The 21,102-nt window shown below is 60.4% G+C and carries 21 protein-coding genes and 1 pseudogene; 15 read left to right on the top strand and 7 right to left on the bottom strand.

Annotated features, from left to right (window positions below; translation table 11 throughout):
* Window positions 1-14 precede the first annotated feature (14 nt).
* Window positions 15-1,759 (bottom strand): annotated as a pseudogene (locus tag AGR7B_RS05235) (MFS transporter).
* On the bottom strand, window positions 1,756-2,211 hold the full coding sequence (locus AGR7B_RS05230) for a MarR family winged helix-turn-helix transcriptional regulator (protein WP_065654093.1): 456 nt from the start codon (window positions 2,209-2,211) through the stop codon (window positions 1,756-1,758). Before AGR7B_RS05230 ends, AGR7B_RS05235 begins: the two are co-directional and overlap by 4 nt.
* A 312-nt stretch (window positions 2,212-2,523) precedes the next feature.
* Between AGR7B_RS05230 and AGR7B_RS05225 the strand changes: the two genes are divergently transcribed.
* A complete protein-coding gene (locus AGR7B_RS05225; RefSeq protein ID WP_003520716.1) occupies window positions 2,524-4,020 on the top strand; it encodes a replicative DNA helicase in 1,497 nt (498 codons plus the stop codon).
* Between the two features lie 99 nt (window positions 4,021-4,119).
* On the opposite strand, the gene AGR7B_RS05220 is transcribed toward AGR7B_RS05225, so the two are convergent.
* The 3 genes from AGR7B_RS05220 to AGR7B_RS05210 all read right to left on the bottom strand — a co-directional run bounded on the left by AGR7B_RS05220 (window position 4,120) and on the right by AGR7B_RS05210 (window position 6,116).
* Window positions 4,120-4,422, bottom strand: a complete 303-nt coding sequence (locus tag AGR7B_RS05220) for an AzlD family protein (protein ID WP_003520714.1) — start codon at window positions 4,420-4,422, stop codon at window positions 4,120-4,122.
* Complete coding sequence (locus tag AGR7B_RS05215) at window positions 4,419-5,123, bottom strand: AzlC family ABC transporter permease (RefSeq protein ID WP_080856193.1); 705 nt, start codon at window positions 5,121-5,123, stop codon at window positions 4,419-4,421. The genes AGR7B_RS05220 and AGR7B_RS05215 overlap by 4 nt, the downstream gene beginning before the upstream one ends.
* 135 nt (window positions 5,124-5,258) lie before the next feature.
* Complete coding sequence (locus tag AGR7B_RS05210; RefSeq protein ID WP_065654096.1) at window positions 5,259-6,116, bottom strand: AraC family transcriptional regulator; 858 nt, start codon at window positions 6,114-6,116, stop codon at window positions 5,259-5,261.
* A gap of 86 nt (window positions 6,117-6,202) precedes the next feature.
* Between AGR7B_RS05210 and alr the strand changes: the two genes are divergently transcribed.
* From alr to rarD, 14 genes are all read left to right on the top strand, one after another.
* The gene (alr, locus tag AGR7B_RS05205) at window positions 6,203-7,378 is read left to right on the top strand and encodes an alanine racemase (RefSeq protein WP_080856192.1); all 1,176 of its coding nucleotides are present in this window, start codon (window positions 6,203-6,205) and stop codon (window positions 7,376-7,378) included.
* A 65-nt stretch (window positions 7,379-7,443) separates the two neighbouring features.
* Complete coding sequence (locus AGR7B_RS05200; protein WP_003520710.1) at window positions 7,444-7,698, top strand: type II toxin-antitoxin system ParD family antitoxin; 255 nt, start codon at window positions 7,444-7,446, stop codon at window positions 7,696-7,698.
* Window positions 7,695-8,006 carry a type II toxin-antitoxin system RelE/ParE family toxin gene (locus AGR7B_RS05195; protein ID WP_080856191.1) on the top strand — a complete coding sequence of 104 codons (312 nt, stop codon included), beginning with the start codon at window positions 7,695-7,697 and terminating at the stop codon, window positions 8,004-8,006. The genes AGR7B_RS05200 and AGR7B_RS05195 overlap by 4 nt, the downstream gene beginning before the upstream one ends.
* A gap of 6 nt (window positions 8,007-8,012) precedes the next feature.
* Entirely contained in the window at window positions 8,013-9,419 is a 1,407-nt protein-coding gene (gene radA, locus AGR7B_RS05190) for a DNA repair protein RadA (RefSeq protein ID WP_003520708.1), read from the top strand.
* Window positions 9,420-9,508: 89 nt separating this feature from the next.
* Window positions 9,509-10,096, top strand: coding sequence for a CvpA family protein (locus AGR7B_RS05185; protein WP_035261832.1), 588 nt, complete (start codon window positions 9,509-9,511; stop codon window positions 10,094-10,096).
* Between the two features lie 139 nt (window positions 10,097-10,235).
* Window positions 10,236-11,744 (top strand): amidophosphoribosyltransferase, encoded by a 1,509-nt coding sequence (gene purF, locus AGR7B_RS05180; protein ID WP_003520704.1) that lies wholly within the window; start codon window positions 10,236-10,238, stop codon window positions 11,742-11,744.
* A gap of 146 nt (window positions 11,745-11,890) precedes the next feature.
* Entirely contained in the window at window positions 11,891-12,649 is a 759-nt protein-coding gene (locus tag AGR7B_RS05175; RefSeq protein ID WP_080856190.1) for an SDR family NAD(P)-dependent oxidoreductase, read from the top strand.
* A gap of 217 nt (window positions 12,650-12,866) precedes the next feature.
* A complete protein-coding gene (gene cysS / locus AGR7B_RS05170; RefSeq protein ID WP_065654102.1) occupies window positions 12,867-14,252 on the top strand; it encodes a cysteine--tRNA ligase in 1,386 nt (461 codons plus the stop codon).
* Between the two features lie 311 nt (window positions 14,253-14,563).
* Window positions 14,564-14,872 (top strand): endonuclease domain-containing protein, encoded by a 309-nt coding sequence (locus AGR7B_RS05160; protein WP_065654103.1) that lies wholly within the window; start codon window positions 14,564-14,566, stop codon window positions 14,870-14,872.
* Window positions 14,869-15,342, top strand: coding sequence for a GFA family protein (locus tag AGR7B_RS05155; protein ID WP_065654104.1), 474 nt, complete (start codon window positions 14,869-14,871; stop codon window positions 15,340-15,342). Before AGR7B_RS05160 ends, AGR7B_RS05155 begins: the two co-directional genes overlap by 4 nt.
* Window positions 15,342-15,806, top strand: coding sequence for a GFA family protein (locus tag AGR7B_RS05150; RefSeq protein WP_065654105.1), 465 nt, complete (start codon window positions 15,342-15,344; stop codon window positions 15,804-15,806). The genes AGR7B_RS05155 and AGR7B_RS05150 overlap by 1 nt, the downstream gene beginning before the upstream one ends.
* Entirely contained in the window at window positions 15,803-16,288 is a 486-nt protein-coding gene (locus AGR7B_RS05145; RefSeq protein WP_080856188.1) for a GFA family protein, read from the top strand. Before AGR7B_RS05150 ends, AGR7B_RS05145 begins: the two co-directional genes overlap by 4 nt.
* The gene (gene pip, locus AGR7B_RS05140) at window positions 16,285-17,241 is read left to right on the top strand and encodes a prolyl aminopeptidase (protein WP_080856187.1); all 957 of its coding nucleotides are present in this window, start codon (window positions 16,285-16,287) and stop codon (window positions 17,239-17,241) included. The genes AGR7B_RS05145 and pip overlap by 4 nt, the downstream gene beginning before the upstream one ends.
* A gap of 216 nt (window positions 17,242-17,457) precedes the next feature.
* Window positions 17,458-18,366 carry an EamA family transporter RarD gene (gene rarD / locus AGR7B_RS05135; protein WP_035237103.1) on the top strand — a complete coding sequence of 303 codons (909 nt, stop codon included), beginning with the start codon at window positions 17,458-17,460 and terminating at the stop codon, window positions 18,364-18,366.
* Window positions 18,367-18,419: 53 nt separating this feature from the next.
* Here the strand turns inward: rarD and AGR7B_RS05130 are convergent, their stop codons facing one another.
* Window positions 18,420-20,180: a peptidoglycan D,D-transpeptidase FtsI family protein gene (locus AGR7B_RS05130; protein WP_080856186.1), complete on the bottom strand. Its 1,761-nt coding sequence runs from the start codon at window positions 20,178-20,180 to the stop codon at window positions 18,420-18,422.
* Window positions 20,181-20,429: 249 nt separating this feature from the next.
* Window positions 20,430-21,050 (bottom strand): LOG family protein, encoded by a 621-nt coding sequence (locus AGR7B_RS05125; protein ID WP_080856185.1) that lies wholly within the window; start codon window positions 21,048-21,050, stop codon window positions 20,430-20,432.
* Window positions 21,051-21,102: the final 52 nt, after the last annotated feature.

Here is a 21,102-nt window from a genome sequence, read left to right as displayed (position 1 = left end):
CACTCTTGGAATGTTCAAGACTGTGGTGCCGGTGCGGCATCGATTTCTTCCCGGAAAAGGAAAGGACGGATGCGCAGCCATGCAAGGTGGATCAAAAGCGCGGCCAGCGCCAGCGCAGAGACGACGGAGTCAGCAGGAACGTATCATTATAGGCAAGCACATAGGCCTCCTTGCTGACCTGCTGGCCAAGCAGCGACAGCCCCTCGGCCTTCAGCAATGCCGGATCGGTGATGACATGGCTGTAAGCGCCGGAAAGCTGCGAGACGCGCTGGGCGACCATCGGATTGGTGAGCAGGATATTTTCCACCAGAATATTGGAGTGGAATTTCTCCCGCAGCGTCACGAAACTGCCGAGCAGGCCGGTCATCAGCATCGATCCGGTGATCTGGGTAAACAGGAAGATGGTGATGAAATTCACCAGATAGGGCGCACCCCGGGCCAGTGCGGCGGCAAAACCCTTTGCCATGACGGGCGGCATGAACATGGCCGCGCCAAAGGCAATCATCATCTGGCTGAGATACATCTCACCCGGCCTCGTCAGATTGTTGGACTGGCTATCCATGAACGAACCGGCGGCGATCAGCGCCAGCGCAATCACGTGGGCGGTATCGACGTATTTCGTGAGCATCAGCCACGCACAGGCCGCACCGCCGAGAACGGTCGCCAACAGCACAAGTGCGTAAAGTGTCGTCGTCTGTTCGTTCAACAGGCCGAGCTGCTGGTAAAAGCTGACCGCCGTTGACGATTGCTCGGAGGAAACCGCGCGGTAGACGAGCAGGACCGCAATAATGTGCAGGTTGGTTTTCGAGAAAATCCAGCGCAGGTCGAGCAGCGGGTTCTTGCGCGGCAATTCGATGAAAGCCATGAGGGTCAGAAGTGTGATCGACGTTGCCAGAAGGACGCCCAGCCACCAGGTTTCGAACCACCAGTAGAACCGGCCGAGCGTGAGCATGACCGCCAGACAGCCGAGACCACCTGCAAACAGAAGATAGCTCAGAATATCCATGCGCTCGATAACTTTCGCGCGCGGCGGCGGCGTGACTTTCAGCACATAGATCATGGCGAAAGCGATCAGCGCGAATCCCACTTCCATGGAATAGAGCGCATTCCAGCCGTCGATTTCCAAGAGGGATGGCGAGACGATGCGCGCGAGCGGCGCCGACAGCAACGTGCCGGTCAGCGCTATGCTGAAACCGAGCGAGAATTTCCGCGCAGGCGGAAAGGCCTCCAGAATATAGAGAAAGCCGAGCGACGAGATCGGTGCGGCGGCCATGCCACTGACAAAACGGATAACGATTGCCGAATGCAGGTCTGTCACGAACAGGTTGAGACAGGAAGCGACGACAAACACGATAATCGAAACTTCGGCGAAAGGCCGCAGGCCATATTGCGCCCGGACCTTGAACAGCGCGATGGAAAAGGTGGCATAGGGCGCCATATAGGCGGCGGAGAGCCAGGCGACCTCGGCCACGGTGGCGGAAAACTCGCCCTGCAACTGGTAGATATTGGCCATGACGAGGTTCATGCCCAGACCCTGGGTAATGAAGAACGACAGGCCCGCGAAGATGAAACACAGCCGCAGCCATAGCGGCCGCTCGGCCGGCTGAGGTGCGGCGGCGGCAGGCTCTGTCACTGTTTCAGCCGCGCCCGAAGCACTCATCGGCGTCACAGCCTCTTCCGGAAGGTCGGCGGGTTTGGAGACCGCCTCAGCATTTCGGGCAGCGGCCTCATCTGCGGTTTGTGGCACCGGGGTACTCACGATTGCGCCCTCCCCGCCGCCAGATGTTGCAGATTGGCCGAAAGCCGGCGCATGACATCGAGCGCCATGGCCAGTTCCTGCGAAGAAATATCGGCGGCAATCTCGGAGCGCAGCGACTTCGCCATCGCCTGCACCGTCTCGGAGGTTTTCTCCCCTTCCGCCGTCATGTGGATGCGTTTAGCGCGGCGGTCGTTCTCATCGGAACGGCGTTCGATGAGGTTCTGTTTCTCCATGCCATCGAGCACCCGCACCAGCGTCGGCGTTTCGATTTCCATTTCCTCGGCAAGCTCGGTCTGCGTCAGCGGTCCACGACGCGAGAGTGCAAAAAGCGCTCGCGCCCGTGCAAGCGTCAGCCCGCTCTCCCCCACCCGCGCATCGAAAAACGCGCGCAGTTTGCGGGTAAAAGCGGAGACTTCATCCAGAAGCTGTTCCTTGTCGGTCTCGCGGGACATGTCAGCAAGCCTTATAATTAGCACACTACTTATTTTCTGCCTATTTATTCGTAAGACTGACGATTTTCAAGTTTCTTTCACGCCGGGTCTGCCATGCGATAAACTCATGGCAGCGAATCACCTTGCCGGAAGGATCCGGCGCCTTGTCCCCAACCCGCCTGTGGATTGCTGGGGACAACTGAAGAAGTGATCGAGCTTCGCAGAGCGGACGTCAGCCTGCCATAGAGTGTTGCAACATTATCATTGACTGCCATGCCCCAGAAAGCCAAACCCGAGGTTCAAGGACAAAGGCAAAGGGAGATCGCGCAAACCATGAACGACGCTGTGAGAAAGATCACCCCCGCGCAACCGGCGGAACCGCATTACCGCGAAGCGCCGAACAACATCGAGGCCGAACAGGCGCTGCTCGGCGCCATCCTCGTCAATAACGACGCCTATTACCGCGTGTCGGACTTTCTGAAGCCCGTGCACCTTTACGAACCGCTGCACCGCAAGATTTTCGAGGTGGCGGGCGATATCATCCGCATGGGCAAGACCGCCAATCCGGTGACGATCAAGACCTTCCTGCCCGCCGACGACAAGATCGGCGATCTGACGGTGGCGCAGTACCTCGCGCGCCTTGCGGCGGAAGCCGTCTCCATCATCAACGCGGAAGATTACGGTCGTGCGATCTACGATCTGGCGCTGCGCCGCGCGCTGATCCAGATCGGCGAGGATGTCGTCAATATCGCCTATGATGCGCCGCTCGACATGCCGCCGCAGGCGCAGATCGAAGACACCGAACGCCGCCTGTTCGAACTGGCGGAAACCGGCCGTTACGATGGCGGTTTCCAGTCCTTCAACGACGCCGTGGCGCTGGCGATCGACATGGCGGGCGCCGCCTTCGAACGCGACGGCAATCTCTCCGGCATTTCCACCGGTATTCATTCGCTCGACGCCCGCATGGGCGGGTTGCAGCGTTCCGACCTTATCGTGCTTGCCGGTCGTCCGGGTATGGGCAAGACCTCGCTTGCGACCAACATCGCCTACAATATCGCCGCATCCTATGAGCAGGAAGTGCAGCCGGACGGGTCGTACAAGGCGAAGAACGGCGGCGTCGTCGGCTTCTACTCGCTCGAAATGTCGTCCGAACAGCTCGCCACCCGTATCATTTCCGAGCAGACCGAAGTCTCCTCCTCGAAAATCCGCCGCGGTGACATTACCGAGGCTGACTTCGAAAAGCTTGTCGCCTGCTCCCAGATGATGCAGAAGGTGCCGCTTTATATCGACCAGACCGGTGGCATCTCGATTGCCCAGCTTTCCGCCCGCGCCCGCCGCCTGAAGCGCCAGCGCGGCCTCGATGTTCTGGTGGTCGACTACGTTCAGCTGATGACCGGCTCCGGCAAGAGCGGCGAAAACCGCGTGCAGGAAATCACCCAGATCACCACGGGTCTGAAAGCGCTCGGAAAGGAACTCAACGTTCCGATCATCGCGCTGTCGCAGCTCTCCCGTGCGGTGGAAAGCCGCGAAGACAAACGCCCGCAGCTTTCCGACCTGCGTGAATCCGGCTCCATCGAGCAGGACGCCGACGTGGTGCTTTTCGTGTTCCGCGAGGAATATTACGTCAAGAACATGGAGCCGCGCGATATTTCCGATCCCAAATATGCCGAATGGGAAGCGCTGTTCGACAAGGTGAAAGGCACGGCCGACGTCATCATCGCCAAGCAGCGTCACGGACCGACCGGCACGGTGAAGCTTGCCTTCCAGTCCGAATTCACCCGCTTTACGGATCTGGCCGATCCGAGCTTCAGCCAGTACGAAGAACATTGATCTGGAGCACAGCGAGGGTGATGTATTTTTGCCCTCGCTGCGCCCGTTGCATTTCGAACGCAGAGTCCGGAATCTTTTCAGGACTTTGGCAGGATTTTTTTACAATCCGATTCCGCGCAGCAGCGCCACGGCGGCAACACCGAGCGTTGCGGCCGGCAGAAGGCTGAGGCGCAGCGCCGCGATGGCGGTGATTGCGCAGGCGATGGTTTCCGCCGGCCCACTGGCGAGCGCCGTCGGTGTCACCACGGCCATCAGGACGGCGGGCGGCACCACGCCGAGCGCCTTTTTCAGGCGTGGTGTCAGTGTAAAATGAGTGACCAGCAACAGGCCGCCAAGGCGCGTCGCGACGGTTGCCGCCATCATGGCAAGGATTGTCAGCAGCGTATTCGGATCGAGTGTCATGCCGGCTGCTCCGCCTGTTCCTCGTGGCCGAAGGCGGCGACGGCCAGACCCGCCAGCGCGCCGGCGGCGATATACCAGGCGCCGGGAACCAGCGCGTGGGTGAGACAGGCGGCAGCGGCGCTTGCCAGAAGCACGAAGCCGGTTTCCCTGCCCTTCCAGAACCCCATGAGCAGCACGATGAAGACGGCGGGAAAGGCGAAATCCAGACCGATGACCGACATGTCCCCCACCACCGCACCGAGCAGCGCGCCGGCAAGGGTTGCGAGGTTCCAGACGAGATAGATGGAGAGCGCTGCACCAGTGAAGAAACCCGCCGTCAACCGGCCGGCAATGACACGGAATTCCGACAATGCCCAGGATTCATCCGTCAGCACCAGCATGGCGGCATATTTGCGCCAGCCCCTGAAATCATCCAGCTTGCCGGCTATGGAGGCGCTCATCAGCACATGGCGCAGATTGACCAGCAGCGCCGCAAAGCCGAGTGCGCTCCAGCTTGCCGGATGCGTCCATAGATCCATCGCCACGAATTGCGAACCGCCGGCAAAGACCAGCAGCGACATCAGCGAGGCTTCGAGCGGCGACAGGCCCTTGCCGATGGCGACCGCACCGAAGACCACGCCAATCGGCACCATGGCAACCAGCAATGGCGCGGCGGCCTGCAATCCCGCACTGAATTCCGCGCCTTTTCCCGATATCGACATCGCATTCTCCCTTTCGAAAGAGAGGGATTACGCTTGCAACATTGTTCGGTCTTGAACGAAAGTGATGTCAGGCGGTTTTCTGCTGAAGCGTCGCTTTTTTTGTCGCATTTCCGAACGGAAATGCGGGGTTTGAACTCAGGCTACCCGAAACTGCCCCGGTGTGACACCGGTGCGGGCCTTGAAATGTCGGGTGAAATGCGCCTGGTCGGCAAAACCGCACATCGCCGCCACCTCGGCCGGCATCTCGCCGGCGCGCAGAAGCCGGCGCGCCCTGCGGATGCGCACATCCGTCAGATAGGCATGGGGGGTAATGTGAAACTCTTTCCTGAAAGCGCGAATGAGGTGCGCACGGCTGAGACCGGCGATGGAGGCCAGTTCCTCTAGGCCGATATCGGTCTCGTAATTGTCGGAAAGATAGTCGCGGGCGGTATAAACCGCCGTTTTCTCGCGTGTTTCGACGGGCAGGATAATGGCGCTGCCGTGCCTGCCGAACAGGGCGGCGAGAACCGAGAACATGCCCTCATCCGCCTCCAGAGCGCCGGATTTCTCCTCCAGCCGCCGGTGCGCCATCTGGAAAGCCGCCGCCATCTGCGGATCGCGGGGCAAAAATCTCGGAAAGGAGGGCGTGCCATGAAAGGCCCTGCCCGTCACATCCTCGATAATATCGCGCAGCAAGACGATATCGGGATAGATCATCCGATAACGATAACCGCCGCCGCCCGGTGCGCCATCGTGAACCTCGTCCGGATTGATGAGATAAAGATGCCCCGGCCCCGTCTGTTCGGTGGTGCCCTGAATGGTGGAAATCTGCGAACCGCTTTCGATTGCGCCGATAGAGAAGGTATCATGCGCATGCGGCGAATATTCATGGGTCAGAAAAGTCGCGCTCAGGCACTCCATGCCGCCAAAACGCCTGTCGCGCCAGAAACGGGTGGTTTCCGTCGTCGCAATCGGCATGACATCTATGGCCTGTTCCTGCGAAACATTGTGCATAGCGTGAGTTTAAAACATTCCATCCTTACCGTCTTGAACAAAAGTGCTAGGGTCCAAACCGGTTCAAGATCAACCGGACGCATGGCATGACAGACGACTTCGAAGACAGCTTTCCCGAAAACGAAACCGACATTTTCGAGCACGCACCGCTGAGGCTGACCGTCGATCTCGGCGCGCTCGCCGATAATTGGCTGGACATGAAGAAGCGTTCCGGGGGGGCGCGGACGGCGGCGGTGGTCAAGGCCGATGCCTACGGTCTCGGTATCGAGGATTGCGGAGCGACGCTTTACCACGCCGGCGCGCGCGATTTCTTCGTGGCGACGGTGGCAGAGGGCGCGACCCTGCGTTCCTATGCTCCGGAAGCGCGCATCTTCGTGCTTTCCGGCATCTGGCAGGGCCAGGAGCGTCAGGTCTTCGACAATGATCTCGTGCCGGTTCTCGCCTCCGAAGAACAGCTCTCCTTCTGGATGGCGACGGTTGCCGAGCGGGGCGATCACCCCTGCGCGCTGCATGTGGATAGCGGCTTCAACCGCCTCGGTCTGCCGCTCGATGACGCGCTGTTTCTGGCTGACGACGTGACGCGGCCGGCGAGTTTCGACCCGGTTCTGGTGCTGTCGCATCTCGCCTGCGCCGACACCCCGTCTTCGCCAATGAACAGGGTCCAGCTCGAATCATTCCGAAAGGTTAGCGCCGCTTTCGAAGGCATCGAATCAAGTCTCTCGGCTTCCGCCGGGATTTTTCTCGGCTCGGACTATCATTTCGACCTTACCCGCCCCGGCATCGCCCTTTATGGCGGCGAAGCGGTCGACGGCATGGCGAACCCGATGCGTCCCGTCGCCACAGCCGAAGCGCGGATCATTCAGATTCGCGAAGCGGGCGAAGGCCAGACCGTGAGTTATGGCGGCACCTTTCTGCTGAAGCGCGCAAGCCGCCTTGCCATCGCTTCCGTCGGTTATGCGGATGGATATCAGCGTTCGCTTTCCGGTTCCGGCATTCCGCTGCGCGAAATGGGCCATGGCGGCGCCTATGGCGTCGTCAACGGCCACAGGGTGCCGGTCGCCGGCCGCGTGACCATGGACCTCACCATTTTCGACGTGACGGATGTTCCGCCCAATGCCATCCGTGCCGGCGACTATATCGAGCTTTTCGGCCCCAACGTGCCCGTCGACGAGACCGCACGGGCGGCCGGCACCATCGGTTACGAGATGCTGACGGGGCTTGGCCTGCGTTACGAACGGCAATATCTGATGGCCGACGACTGAGCAGCGCCTTTAGCCCTTGGAAAGCTGCCGCCACCTGTGCTAGAAGAGAACAAAAGGAGATCGAAATGCCCGAAATCCATTTGAGCGAGCAGGACGAGAAGTTCATCGAGGAGCAGGTGGCGGCGGGCATCTACAGCGATGCGGACGCGGTTATTCATGCGAGCCTGCAATTGTTGAGCAGTGACGAGGGACGACTCGCGGAGCTCCGGAAGATGATTCACGAAGCTGACGCAGAGTTCGAACGGGGTGACTACGTGACCTTTTCGACGGATGATGATCTGACCGCCTACATCATCGAACGCGCCAGAAACGAAAAGTGACAAAGGCCCGCACTTATTCCCTGTCATCGCGTGCCATTCGTGATCTTATCCATCTCTATAAATTTCTGGAGGACAAAAATCCGGTCGCCGGCAAACAACTCGTATCGGCCATTGAGCGGAAAATCCGGGATACAGCCCGGCTGGGTCTAACCGGAGTTTCCCGTGACTGGATCAGCAGCGGTCTTCGTGCCGTAAATCACAAAAACCGCTGCATCTATTTTCGTGTAAAAGAAAACGAATTGCGCATATTGCGCATCGTCCACGGCCATCAACACATTGGCACTGAAGACGTAGAAGAAGAAAACTGACACAAGATGGCCAAAGCCAAGACCCAATTCGTGTGCCAGAACTGCGGCACGGTTCACACCCGCTGGGCGGGAAAATGCGAAGGCTGCGGCGAGTGGAACACCATCGTCGAAGAGGATCCGATGGGTGGCATCGGCTCCGGGCCAGGCAAGACACCCAAGAAGGGTCGGCCTGTCACCCTCACCTCGCTTTCCGGCGAGATCGAGGAAGCGCCGCGCATTCCGACCGGCATCAGCGAACTCGACCGGGCGACCGGCGGCGGTTTCGTGCGCGGTTCGGCGGTTCTGATCGGCGGCGATCCGGGTATCGGCAAATCGACGCTCCTCATGCAGGCCGCAGCGGCTCTTTCGCGGCGCGGACACCGCATCATCTATGTCTCGGGCGAAGAGGCGGTGGCACAGGTGCGTCTGCGCGCGCAGCGTCTCGGGGCTGCGGAAACCGATGTGCTGCTGGCGGCGGAAACAAATGTCGAGGATATTCTGGCGACGATTTCCGAAGGCAAGCGGCCCGATCTTGTCATCATCGATTCCATCCAGACGCTTTGGAGCGATACGGCCGATTCCGCCCCCGGCACGGTGACGCAGGTGCGTACCGGCGTGCAGGCGATGATCCGTTTCGCCAAGCAGACCGGCGCGACCATGGTGCTCGTCGGCCATGTCACCAAGGAAGGCCAGATTGCCGGTCCGCGCGTGGTCGAGCACATGGTCGATGCCGTGCTTTATTTCGAAGGCGACCGCGGACATCACCATCGCATTCTGCGCACCGTCAAGAATCGCTTCGGGCCGACCGATGAAATCGGTGTTTTCGAAATGTCGGATCGCGGCCTTCGGGAAGTCTCCAACCCCTCCGAACTGTTTCTCGGCGAGCGCAACGAAAAGTCGCCGGGTGCCGCGGTTTTTGCCGGCATCGAGGGCACGCGGCCCGTGCTTGTCGAAGTGCAGGCGCTGGTCGCTGCCACTTCGCTGGGTACGCCGCGCCGCGCCGTGGTCGGCTGGGACAGTTCCCGCCTCGCGATGATTCTCGCCGTGCTGGAGGCCCATTGCGGAGTGAAGCTCGGCCAGCATGATGTCTATCTGAATGTCGCCGGCGGCTACCGCATTTCCGAACCGGCCGCCGATATGGCGATTGCCTCGGCGCTGGTTTCATCGCTTGCCGGTCTTGCCCTGCCCGCCGATTGTGTTTATTTCGGCGAAATCAGCCTGTCGGGTGCGGTTCGGCCGGTCTCGCATACGGGCCAGCGATTGAAAGAAGCTGAAAAACTTGGCTTTTCCGCCGCACTTCTGCCTTCTGCTTCGGCTGAATTGCCGAAAGGCGGCAAGGGACGCTGGACGGAAATCGAAAGCCTTCCGGACCTCGTGGCCCGCATCGCCGGCTCCGGCAACCGGTTCAAACAGGTTGAGGACGACGAATATTGATCCTTTCGCCAAGGGAAACAGTGGTGTAAGAGGATCGCAAAATTGGCAAGGCAGCGTCTGACAAGGCGTCGCACCTCCGGAGTTGGTATATGCCCATTACAATTTTCGACGGCATCGTCATCGCCGTTGTTCTTTTCTCCGCCCTTCTTGCAATGGTGCGCGGTTTTTCACGCGAGATTCTGTCGATTGCGAGCTGGGGCGGTTCGGTCGCCGCTGCCTATTATCTCTATCCGGTCCTGCTGCCCTATGCGCGCAACTATACCGATGACGACAAGATCGCCATTGCCGGTTCGGCGGGCGTGGTCTTCCTCGTCTCGCTGATCGTGATTTCCTTCATCACCTCGCGCATTGCCGATTTCATCATCGACAGCCGCATCGGCGCTTTGGATCGCACGCTCGGTTTCCTGTTCGGCGCGGCGCGCGGCATTCTGCTGCTTGTCGTCGCAGTCGCCTTCTGGAACTGGCTGGTGGATGTGAAGACGCAGCCGGAATGGGTGACACAGGCGAAGTCCAAGCCCTTTCTCGACGGGCTGGTGGGCAAGCTGGAGGCGGTTCTGCCTGACGATATCGAACCGCAGATCCGCGCCCGCATCCTCGGAAAACCACAGGAGCCGGCAGCCACGCAGGCGCCTGCGGAAGATGTGCCGGCAACAAATCCGCCGGCAACGAATAATTGACACAGTGTCGCGCCTTGCAATGCATGCAAGGCGCGCTATTTGTGCTAAATATCAAGCACGACACAGACGGACCGACCGGGGGAAATACTCACCGGAGAGGTCTTTCTTTTTTTCTCGGTAGAGAGCAAGGGCAAGCCGGATGATTGAGCCGCTTTCGCATTCCCCGTTCCCGGGGGCCACTTTCAAGGAAGAGATTGACGGCGACACGCTGCATGAAGAATGCGGCGTGTTCGGCATTCTGGGCCATGCCGACGCCTCGGCGCTGACCGCTCTCGGGCTGCATGCGCTTCAGCATCGCGGCCAGGAAGCAGCGGGCATTGTCTCCTTCGATGGCAAGCGCTTCCATCAGGAACGCCATATGGGCCTCGTTGGCGATCATTATACCGATCCCGCAACCCTTGCCCGCCTGCCCGGCTCCATCGCCATTGGCCACACCCGTTATTCGACGACGGGCGAAGTTGCGATGCGCAACGTGCAGCCGCTGTTTGCCGAACTGGAAGAAGGCGGCATTTCCATTGCCCATAACGGCAATTTCACCAACGGCCTGACGCTTCGCCGCCAGATCATCGCCACCGGCGCCATCTGTCAGTCGACGTCGGATACCGAAGTCGTCCTTCACCTCATCGCCCGCTCGCGCCACTCCTCCACCGCCGATCGTTTCATCGACGCCATCCGCCAGATGGAAGGCGGTTATTCGATGCTGGCGATGACGCGCACCAAGCTTATTGCCGCGCGTGACCCGATCGGCATCCGCCCGCTGGTCATGGGCGAGCTGGATGGCAAGCCGATCTTCTGCTCGGAAACCTGCGCTCTCGATATCATCGGTGCGAAGTTCGTTCGTGACGTGGAGAACGGCGAAGTCATCATCTGCGAAATCCAGCCTGACGGTTCGATCACCATCGATGCGCGCAAGCCTTCGAAGCCGCAACCGGAGCGTCTCTGCCTGTTCGAATATGTCTATTTCGCCCGCCCCGATTCCGTCGTCGGCGGCCGCAACGTCTATACGACGCGCAAGAACATGGGCATGAACCTGGCCAAGGAAGCGCCGCTGGAAGCCGATGTGGTGGTTCCGGTTCCCGATGGCGGCACGCCGGCAGCACTCGGTTTTGCGCAGGAAAGCGGTATTCCTTTCGAATACGGCATCATCCGCAACCATTATGTCGGCCGTACCTTCATCGAGCCGACGCAGCAGATCCGCGCTTTCGGCGTCAAGCTCAAGCATTCCGCCAACCGGGCGATGATCGAGGGCAAGCGCGTGGTGCTGGTGGATGATTCCATCGTGCGCGGCACGACCTCGGTGAAGATCGTGCAGATGATCCGCGAGGCGGGCGCCAAGGAAGTGCATATCCGCGTTGCGAGCCCGATGATCTTCCATCCGGACTTCTACGGCATCGACACGCCGGACGCAGACAAGCTGCTCGCCAACCAATATGCCGATGTCGAGGCGATGGCGAAATATATCGGCGCCGATTCGCTGGCCTTCCTGTCCATCGACGGACTTTACCGCGCCGTTGGCGGCGAAAACCGCAACCCCGCCCGTCCGCAGTTCACGGACCATTATTTCACCGGCGATTACCCGACCCGCCTTCTCGACCAGAATGGCGAGGCGATGGGCAGCAAGATTTCCATGCTGGCCAGCAACGGCTGATACGCCTCACACAAAGCGGCCATCCGGCTTCCGGTGGCCGCTTTTTTCTTGCCTTTTGTTCAGGCCCTCGCATGCGACGATATGATCGCTTGCGGAAAGCCAGCGGCGCTTCGTAGAAGGAAGCGCAATCAATTCCGGGGGAGACAATGACTACCGATCTGAAGGGGACTATCGATCTCAAGGGCCGCATCGCTCTCGTTACCGGCGCATCGCGCGGCATCGGCTATTTCACGGCGCTGGAGCTGGCCAAGGCCGGCGCGCATGTCATCGCCTGCGCCCGCACCGTGGGCGGCCTTGAGGAGCTGGACGACGCCATAAAGGCCGTCGGCGGCACGGCGACGCTGGTTCCCTTCGATCTCTCCGACATGAAAGCCATCGATGCGCTGGGCGCGAATATCTTCGAGCGCTGGGGCAAGCTCGATATTCTCGTCGCCAATGCCGGCGTTCTCGGCGTCATCTCGCCGGTTGGCCATATCGAGGCGAAAGTCTTCGAAAGGGTCATGAACATCAACGTCACTGCCACATGGCGACTGATCCGCTCGGTCGAACCGCTGCTTCTGAAGTCAGACGCCGGCCGCGCGCTGATCCTGTCCTCGGGCGCCGCCCATAGCTGTCGCCCCTTCTGGGGCGTCTATTCCACCTCCAAGGCGGCAGTCGAAGCGCTGGCCCGCACCTGGGCGGCGGAAACGCAGAAGAGCGCCCTTCGCGTCAACAGCATCAATCCCGGTGCGACACGCACGGCGATGCGCGCGCAGGCCATGCCCGGCGAAGACCCGGCCACCGTGCCGCATCCATCTGAGGTGGCCGCAGCCATTCTTCCGCTTGCTTCGCCCGATCTCAAAGAAACCGGTAAACTCTTCCTCGTGCGCGAAGGAAAATTCGTGGATTACCGTCAGCCAGAGTGAATATTTTCCGCTCGGGGCGGCGGTTTGGCCACCACGGTTGCTCTTGACCGGGCCGCACCGCCGCGCCATAAAGCAAGATATGAGAACGATGATCTGCACCTGCTGCTGAGATTTTTTTTGCTGGTTCGCCACCGGCCAGATCGTTTTCGTCTCCCGCAAGGTCAAGAAAGATAAACGTTCCGGCCAGGATAATATTCTGCCTTTAGGGAACTGCCGCATGTCCTTGCGCCTGAAATTTCACAATACACTCACACGCGAAAAAGCGGAATTTGCACCGATCGACGCTGACAATGTGCGCATGTATGTCTGCGGCCCGACGGTTTATGATTTTGCTCATATAGGCAATGCGCGCCCGGTCATCGTTTTCGATGTTCTCTACCGGCTGCTGCGCCACGTCTTTGGCGAAGACCATGTGACCTATGCCCGCAACATCACCGATCTCGATGACAAGATTAATGCGCGGGCGCTGAGGGATTATCCGCATCTGCCGCTGAACGACGCCATCCATGCGGTGACGAAAAAGACCGCCGACCAGTTCCATGAGGATGTGGCCACGCTCGGCTGCCTTCCGCCGACCGTCGAACCGCGCGCCACCGACTACATCGCGGAAATGATCGACCTCATCGAGAAGCTGATCGCCCGCGGCCATGCCTATACGGCTGGCGGAGAGGTGCTGTTCGATACCCGCTCGATGGCGGATTATGGCCAGCTTTCCAAGCGGCCGCTGGACGAGCAGCAAGCCGGCGCGCGCGTGGCGGTGGAAGCCCACAAGAAAACCCCCGGCGATTTCGTGCTGTGGAAGCTGTCCTCGGATAATGAGCCCGGCTGGGAAAGCCCCTGGGGCCGTGGCCGTCCGGGCTGGCATATCGAATGCTCGGCCATGGCCGGTCGCTACCTCGGCGAGGTCTTCGATATTCATGGCGGCGGGCTCGACCTCATCTTCCCGCACCATGAGAACGAAATCGCCCAATCGCGCTGCGCCAACGGCACGCATGTCATGGCCAATGTGTGGATGCATAACGGCTTCGTGCAGGTGGAAGGCCGCAAGATGTCGAAGTCCGAGGGCAACTTCGTGACGATCTACGAATTGCTGCACACGGAGAAATTCGGCGGCCGGAAATGGCCCGGCGAGGTTCTGCGCCTTGCCATGCTGATGACGCATTATCGCGAGCCGATCGATTTTTCGGTGAAGCGTCTGGAAGAGGCCGAACGCCTGCTCGCCAAATGGCCAGCAGCGGAAGCCTCCAATGCTGCACCGGATGAAACCGTGCTCGAAGCGCTTGCCGACGATCTCAACACGGTTGCCGCCGTGCAGGCGCTGCATGCGCTGGCGCATGCTGCCAACACCGATCCATCCAGGCTGCCTGCCTTTGCGGCCAGTGCTGCCCTGCTGGGTGTCCTGCCGAAGAAGGCGGAAATGGACGAGGCCATCGTTTCGGCCGTCGATGCGCTGGTGGAATTGCGTCTGGAAATGTTGAAGGCGAAGAACTTTGCGGAAGCGGATCGTTTGCGTGACGAGCTTTCCGAGAAGGGTATTCAGCTGAAGGATGGGAAGGACAAGGAGACCGGGGAACGGACGACGACGTGGGAGTTGAAGCGGTAGGCTCCGCATTCGAGGCTCACCCCCCTCTGCCCTGCCGGGCATCTCCCCCTCAAGGGGGGAGATCGATCTGTGGCGCGGTCTCGCCCATCTCAGCGCTTAAGAGTGAAGTTGAGGTAGCGCCTCCTGCCGATCTCCCCCCTTGAGGGGGAGATGCCCGGCAGGGCAGAGGAGGGTAAGCCCCACGACACGCCCTTGCTTTCGACCACGCCATACTCCAATCTCGCGGCGCCCCATCAAGCCGCGAGCATCCTGTGCCCCACGCCAAGGTCAATCCTCAACATCGGTCACACGCCCGACAGATGCGAAAGGCCATGACCGATGCAGAACTGAAGTTCTGGAACGCCGTCCACGCTCACCGCCTTGACGGCCTGTCTTTCAGACGCCAGCTGCCGGTTGCCGGATATATCGTTGATTTCGCTTGCCCCTCGCATAAGATCATTGTCGAACTGGACGGGTTTCAGCACGCGGACGACGCTGCGGCAGCCTATGACCGAGAGAGAACACGCACGTTCGAGGAACTTGGCTGGACAGTCCTCCGTTTCTGGAACGAGGATATCCTCAGAGACATCGACAATGTCTGTCTCCACATTATCCGAACGGTGAAGGAGGACCGAACATGACGACATATACCGGCGGATGCCAGTGTGGCGCGATCCGTTTTCGCGCCTCCGGGGAACTGAAAGACAGTTCCATCTGCCATTGCCGCATGTGCCAGAAGGCTTTCGGGGCCTATTACGCGCCGCTGGTTTCGGTGCGCGGCGTGGAGTTTGAATGGACCCGGGGAGAGCCGAAACGTTTCCAGTCCTCCAGCGTCGTCAAGCGCGGTTTCTGCCCCGAATGCGGAACGCCGCTGACCTATGAGGCACCGGATGGCGTGGCGGTGGCGGCCGGGGCCTTTGACGATCCCGCCGCGTTGCCGCCGACCATTCAGTGGGGCGTGGAACGCAAGATCGATTTCGTCGACACGCTTCACACGCTGCCTGCCGTTGCCACCGAAGACGACCTGACACAGGTGGACTACCTCGCCGATCTCGTTTCCTACCAGCATCCCGACCACGACACCGAAAACTGGCCACCGGAGAAGAAATGATGAGCGAAACGGGATTTTCCGGCGGATGCCAGTGCGGCGCCGTGCGTTTCCATGCGGGCAAGCTCGGCCGGGCCTCCATCTGCCATTGCCGCATGTGCCAGAAACATTTCGGCAATTTCTTCGGCGCGCTGGTCAGCGCCGATCAGGCGCATCTGACCTGGACACGCGGCCAGCCGTCCCTCTTCCGCTCCTCGGGAAAAATCCATCGCGGTTTCTGCAACAAATGCGGCACGCCGCTGACCTATCATTATCCCGGCGGCGTGGAGATCGCCATCGGCGCTTTCGATGAGCCGGAGCGGATCGAGCCGCAGGTGCAGGTCAATTTCCACAGGCGCATGCCGTGGATCGAGCAGCTGTTCGGCAAACCGGCCGTGGAACAGGGCGTGGACGAGGCGGAGATCACCTCCTATCAGCACCCGGATCACGACACGCAGGTCTGGCCGCCGGAAGACGAGCGCGCATGAGCGGAGCCGAGGGTTTCAGCGGTGGATGTCAGTGCGGCGCGGTGCGTTATCGGATAGGAGGCGGTCTTCGTTATCCGCATCTGTGCCATTGCCGCATGTGCCAGAAGGCGTCGGGCAATTATTTCATGCCGCTTGCCGCAAGTACGCTTACGCAGTTTGAAATGACCCGCGGCGAAGCGGCATGGTTCCAGTCCTCCGATCACGTGCGTCGCGGCTTCTGCGGCCGGTGCGGCACGCCGCTGTTCTACGACATGCCGGGCGCCGATTTCATCAATATCACCCTCGGTTCGCTGGACGAACCCCAGCGGGTGAGGCCCGAGGCGCAATCCAATCTCGCCGGTAAAATGCACTGGTTCAGCTCACTCGATGGCTTGCCGGTCGAGCCGGAACCTGCAACGGATAGCCCTCCCCCTCGGGTGAAAAATTACCAGCACCCGGACCATGATACGGCCGAATGGCCAGCGAAGGACGATGACCCATGACCGAAGAATTGCGCGGCCTTTACCCCGAGATCGAACCCTTCGAGACCGGCATGTTCGATGTCGGGGACGGCCACACGATTTATTGGGAACGGGTGGGCACGCGCGGTGGAAAACCGGCGGTTTTCCTGCATGGCGGCCCCGGCGGCGGGGTGAACCCCACGCATCGCCGCGTTTTCGATCCCGCCCTTTACGACGTCATCCTGTTCGATCAGCGCGGCTGCGGCCGCTCCACGCCGCATGCCGAACTTGAAGCCAACACCACATGGCATCTCGTTGCCGATATCGAAAGGCTGCGCGAACTCTGCGGCTTCGAAAAATGGCTGGTTTTCGGCGGTTCCTGGGGCTCGACGCTGGCGCTCGCCTATGCCGAGACCCATCCGAACCGCGTCAGCGAACTGGTTTTGCGCGGCATCTACACCGTTACCAGACCGGAACTGGACTGGTACTACCAGTTCGGCGTTTCCGAAATGTATCCGGATCGGTGGGAAAAATTCATCGCGCCCATCCCGCAAGCCGAACGCGGCGAGATGATGCAGGCCTATAACCGCTATCTCACCGGCGCCGACGAGGCGAAGAAACTCGAATGCGCCAGGGCATGGAGCCAGTGGGAAGGGGCGACCATCTCGCTCGTCAGCGATCCCGACCGGGTCGAGGATTTCGGCGAGGATAAATACGCCATCGCTTTCGCCCGCATCGAGAACCACTTCTTCGTCAATGGCGGCTGGCTGGAGGAGGGCCAATTGCTGCGCGACGCCGGCAAACTGAAAGATATCCCCGGCGTCATCGTGCATGGGCGTTATGACATGCCCTGCCCGCTGAAATACGCTTGGCAACTGGCCAAGGCCTGGCCGAAGGCGGATTTCCACATCATCGAGGCGGCCGGACACGCGATGAGCGAGCCGGGCATTCTTGACCAACTGATCCGCGCCAACGACCGTTTTGCCGGGAAATAACCAGTCCTTTCATCACCTTGCAACGGCCGGATAAGACAATGATTCACGCGGGGCTTCCTGCGTGAATCATTTCCTCCCGTAGCTGGGCAGCCCATTTCAAGGGCAGCGCGCCTTTTATTCATGCAGTTTTTCTCATGAACCCTTCACGGAAATGAATTGGCCGCCACTGTGGCGATCCGTTATAAAACGCTATCCGAACAATTGGCGGTACTCCCCATGGCACTCGACAAATCGCTCCCGGCCCAGGAGGGCGGCGACAGCGCGCGCGGTTTTGCTTTCGCGCTTTCCGCTTATCTGCTCTGGGGGTTTCTTCCCTTTTACATGAAGGCGGTTGCGCATATTTCGCCGATCGAGGTCATCGTCCATCGCGTCGTCTGGTCGGTGCCGATTGCGGCGGTCGTGCTGATTGCGCTGGGGCGCACGGCGGAAATCAGAACCGCGCTCAGAACCCCGAAGATGCTGGCGATGGCAAGCCTGACGGCCATCCTCATCAGCATCAACTGGGGCGTCTATATCTGGGCAATCGGCGCAGGCCGCGCGCTCGATGCCGCACTTGGCTACTTCATCAATCCGCTGTTCAGCATTTTCCTCGGTGCGGTTCTCCTCAAGGAAAAGCTTTATCCGGCGCAGATCGCCGCCATCGGCCTTGTGGCGCTGGCGGTGGCCATCCTCACCTGGCATGCGGGCAGCCTGCCCTGGGTGTCCATCGCACTCACCGTGTCCTGGGGTTTTTACGCCTTTTTCCGCAAGACTTTGCCGATTGGCGCGACGCAGGGCTTCCTGCTGGAAGTCATGCTTTTATCCATCCCCGCCGTGCTGGTGATGATCTGGCTTGCCTTCAACGGACAGGCGCATTTCATGGGCGGCAATTCCGCCGATACCTGGCTTCTGGCGACAAGCGGGCTCATCACGGCCGTGCCGCTCATCCTCTATGGCAATGGCGCGAAACTGCTGCGGCTGTCGACCATTGGCATCATGCAATATATCGCGCCGACGATGATCTTCCTCATCGCCATCTTCGTCTTCAAGGAGCCGTTCGACATGGTGCGCATGGCCGCCTTTGCGATGATCTGGGTGGCGCTGGCGATCTATACCGGCTCCAGCCTGCTGCGGCTCAAGCGGTAATCCGGGCCGCTTCCCTCATTCCTTTGCTCACACGGGAATGAGGAGAGGTGGCGTCAATAATCCACCAGCAATTGCGGGTTGGCATCGTAACCGAAACGCGGTTTGACCCCGAGAAGGCCCGCCGTCTGGGCGATGATTTCGCGGGTCATCGGGGCTGCGGTGGAGGCCGCCGTGCGCCCGCCGTTCACGCCGGTTCTCGGGGCGTCGATCATCGTCAGCACGACATATTTCGGCTTGTGCATGGGAAAACCGGCCACGAAGGCGTTGAAATTGATATCCTTGGCGTAACGGCCATTGATCACCTTGTCGGCGGTTCCGGTCTTGCCGCCAACATGAAATCCTTCCACCTGCGCGCCACGGCCGGAACCCTTGATGCCGTTCCAGTTGAACAGGTAACGCATATCGGCGCTCGTCCTGTCATTGATGACGGTGCGCGCGAGCGATGCGGCGGCCTCTTTCGAACGCGGCAGGAAGGTCGGCGAAATCAGGTTGCCGCCATTGATCAGCGCGGCAGCGGCCACCGCCGTCTGCAACGGGGTGGTGGCGACGCCGTGGCCGAAGGAGATCGTGACGGAATTGATCTTCTTCCAGTTTCTCGGCTGCGTGGGCGTGGCAACGCCCGGCATTTCCGTGTCCATTCTGGTCAGCAGCCCGAGCTTCGTCAGGAACTGCTGATGTCCCTCGACGCCGACCTTGTCAGCCACCGCCGCCGTGCCGATATTCGATGAATATTGAAACACTTCCGGAATGGAGAGCGGGCGGTTCCGGCCCTTGAAATCCTTGATGGTGAAACCGCCCATGCGGATCGGCCGCGACGCATCCACCACCGAACCCAGCGTGATCGCCCCGGCATCCAGCCCCATGGCGAGCGTGAAGCTCTTGAAGGTGGAGCCCATTTCGAAGGTGGCGTTGCTCATCCGGTTGAACCAGCCCTTTTCGTACTCCCTGTCTATGCTGCCATCGGCAAGGGTGCGGGAAGGTTCGTTCGGATCGTAATCCGGCACGGAGGCCATGGCCAGCACCTCGCCCGTCTCCACATCGAGGATCACAGAGCCTGCCGCTTCGGCCTGATAGGCGCTTTTCGCCTTCACGACCACTTCGCGGACGATGTTCTGTACCCTGAGATCGATGGAGAGACGCACCGGCTCCAGCGGCGCGCCGCTGGCAAGACCCACGGCGCGCAGATCGGCCAGGCCCTGCTGGTCGAGGTAACGCTCCATGCCGGCAAGCCCCTGATTGTCGACATTGACGTGGCCGATAATATGCGAAGCGGTTGGGCCGCCCGGATAAAACCTCCGCTTTTCCGGCCGGAAGCCGATGCCCGGTATGCCGAGATTGAGAATATCCGCCTGCTGCCGGGGTGTTAGCTGGCGTCGCAGCCATTGAAAGCCGGTGTCCGAGCGCAACCGGCGGTGCGTTTCGCGCCAGTCGAGATTGGGAATGACGGTCGCGAGTTTCTCCACCACCTCATCCGGATCGACGATCCGGCGCGGATCCGCATAGAGCGAGACCATGTTGAGATCGGTCGCCAGAAGCGTGCCGTTGCGATCGACAATATCCGGCCGGGAGGCGACGGCGTTGACGCCGGTATTGATCCATGCGGTCGCCACCGGTTCGGCAAGACCGTATTGGACGAGACGCGCGGCGACGACGCCATGGATGGCGACGAAGACGGCGATCAGGATGCCGAGCCTCATGCGCGCATCGACCCTGCGGCGGGCGGCGGAACCGAGGAGCGCCTCCCTGCCCCGTGCGGAATTTCTCTGAATAATAAAATGCGCCCGGCTTTTGAGCCGCACCACAAAAGCAATCATTTCCCGATGACACCCACTCTCATGGCGGCGAAACGAATTTCGCGACACCAACGCCTTATTGACGCTGGCACAGGATCGGTCGCGGGGCCATGAAAAGAGCGGGCGGAGCGAGGCCGCCGTTAAATCTGTATTAATATACACTTAAAATTGTAACGAGCCGTGAGGCGGTCGTTAACAATCGTCACGCCGATCAGGATGAACAGACCGGGATTCAAGGCGAAAACCGCTTACGCTTTTCGCCACCCCGGCCTAGAGGCGGGAAATCACCGAAGGATCGCCTTCCGGGTTCTGCTGCGCCAGCGCCCGGTCGATGATGGCGGGCACGATATCCTTCACCTCGTCGATGACGAGCGGGTTGAGAAGATGCGCGCGGTGGATGAAACCCTGGTCGCGCATGTGCTGCACCAGTTCCAGCATTGGGTTCCAGAAACCGTTGATATTGGCGAAGGCCATCGGCTTGGCATGGCGGCCGAGCTGCGCCCAGGTCATGATCTCGACGATCTCCTCCAGCGTGCCGACCCCGCCCGGCAATGTCACGAAGGCATCGGAGCGCTCGAACATCATATGTTTGCGCTCATGCATGTCCTTGGTGATGACAAGCTCGTTCAATTGTCCGAGAGAATGGCGCGTCGCCTCCATATCGACCAGAAATTCCGGTATGATGCCGGTCACTTCGCCGCCATTGGAAAGAACGCCGCTGGCAACCGCGCCCATGATGCCCTTGGTGCCGCCGCCATAGACGAGGCGAATGCCGTTTTCGGCAATGGATTTCCCAAGCGCGCGGCCCGCTTCCATATGGGCCGGATCACGTCCGGGCTGGGAACCGCAATAAACGCAGATGGATCGAATCGCTGTATTTTTGTCCGTCATGAAGGGAAGGAACTATGTGCGATGCGGCACGTCAAGAAAATTTGGGAAATCC

Origin of the sequence: Agrobacterium deltaense RV3 (assembly GCF_900013505.1) — a bacterium.
Taxonomy (GTDB): Bacteria; Pseudomonadota; Alphaproteobacteria; order Rhizobiales; family Rhizobiaceae; genus Agrobacterium; species Agrobacterium leguminum.
The sequence above is the reverse complement of the archived record's forward strand: the minus strand, read 5'-3'. Positions and strand labels throughout refer to the sequence as shown.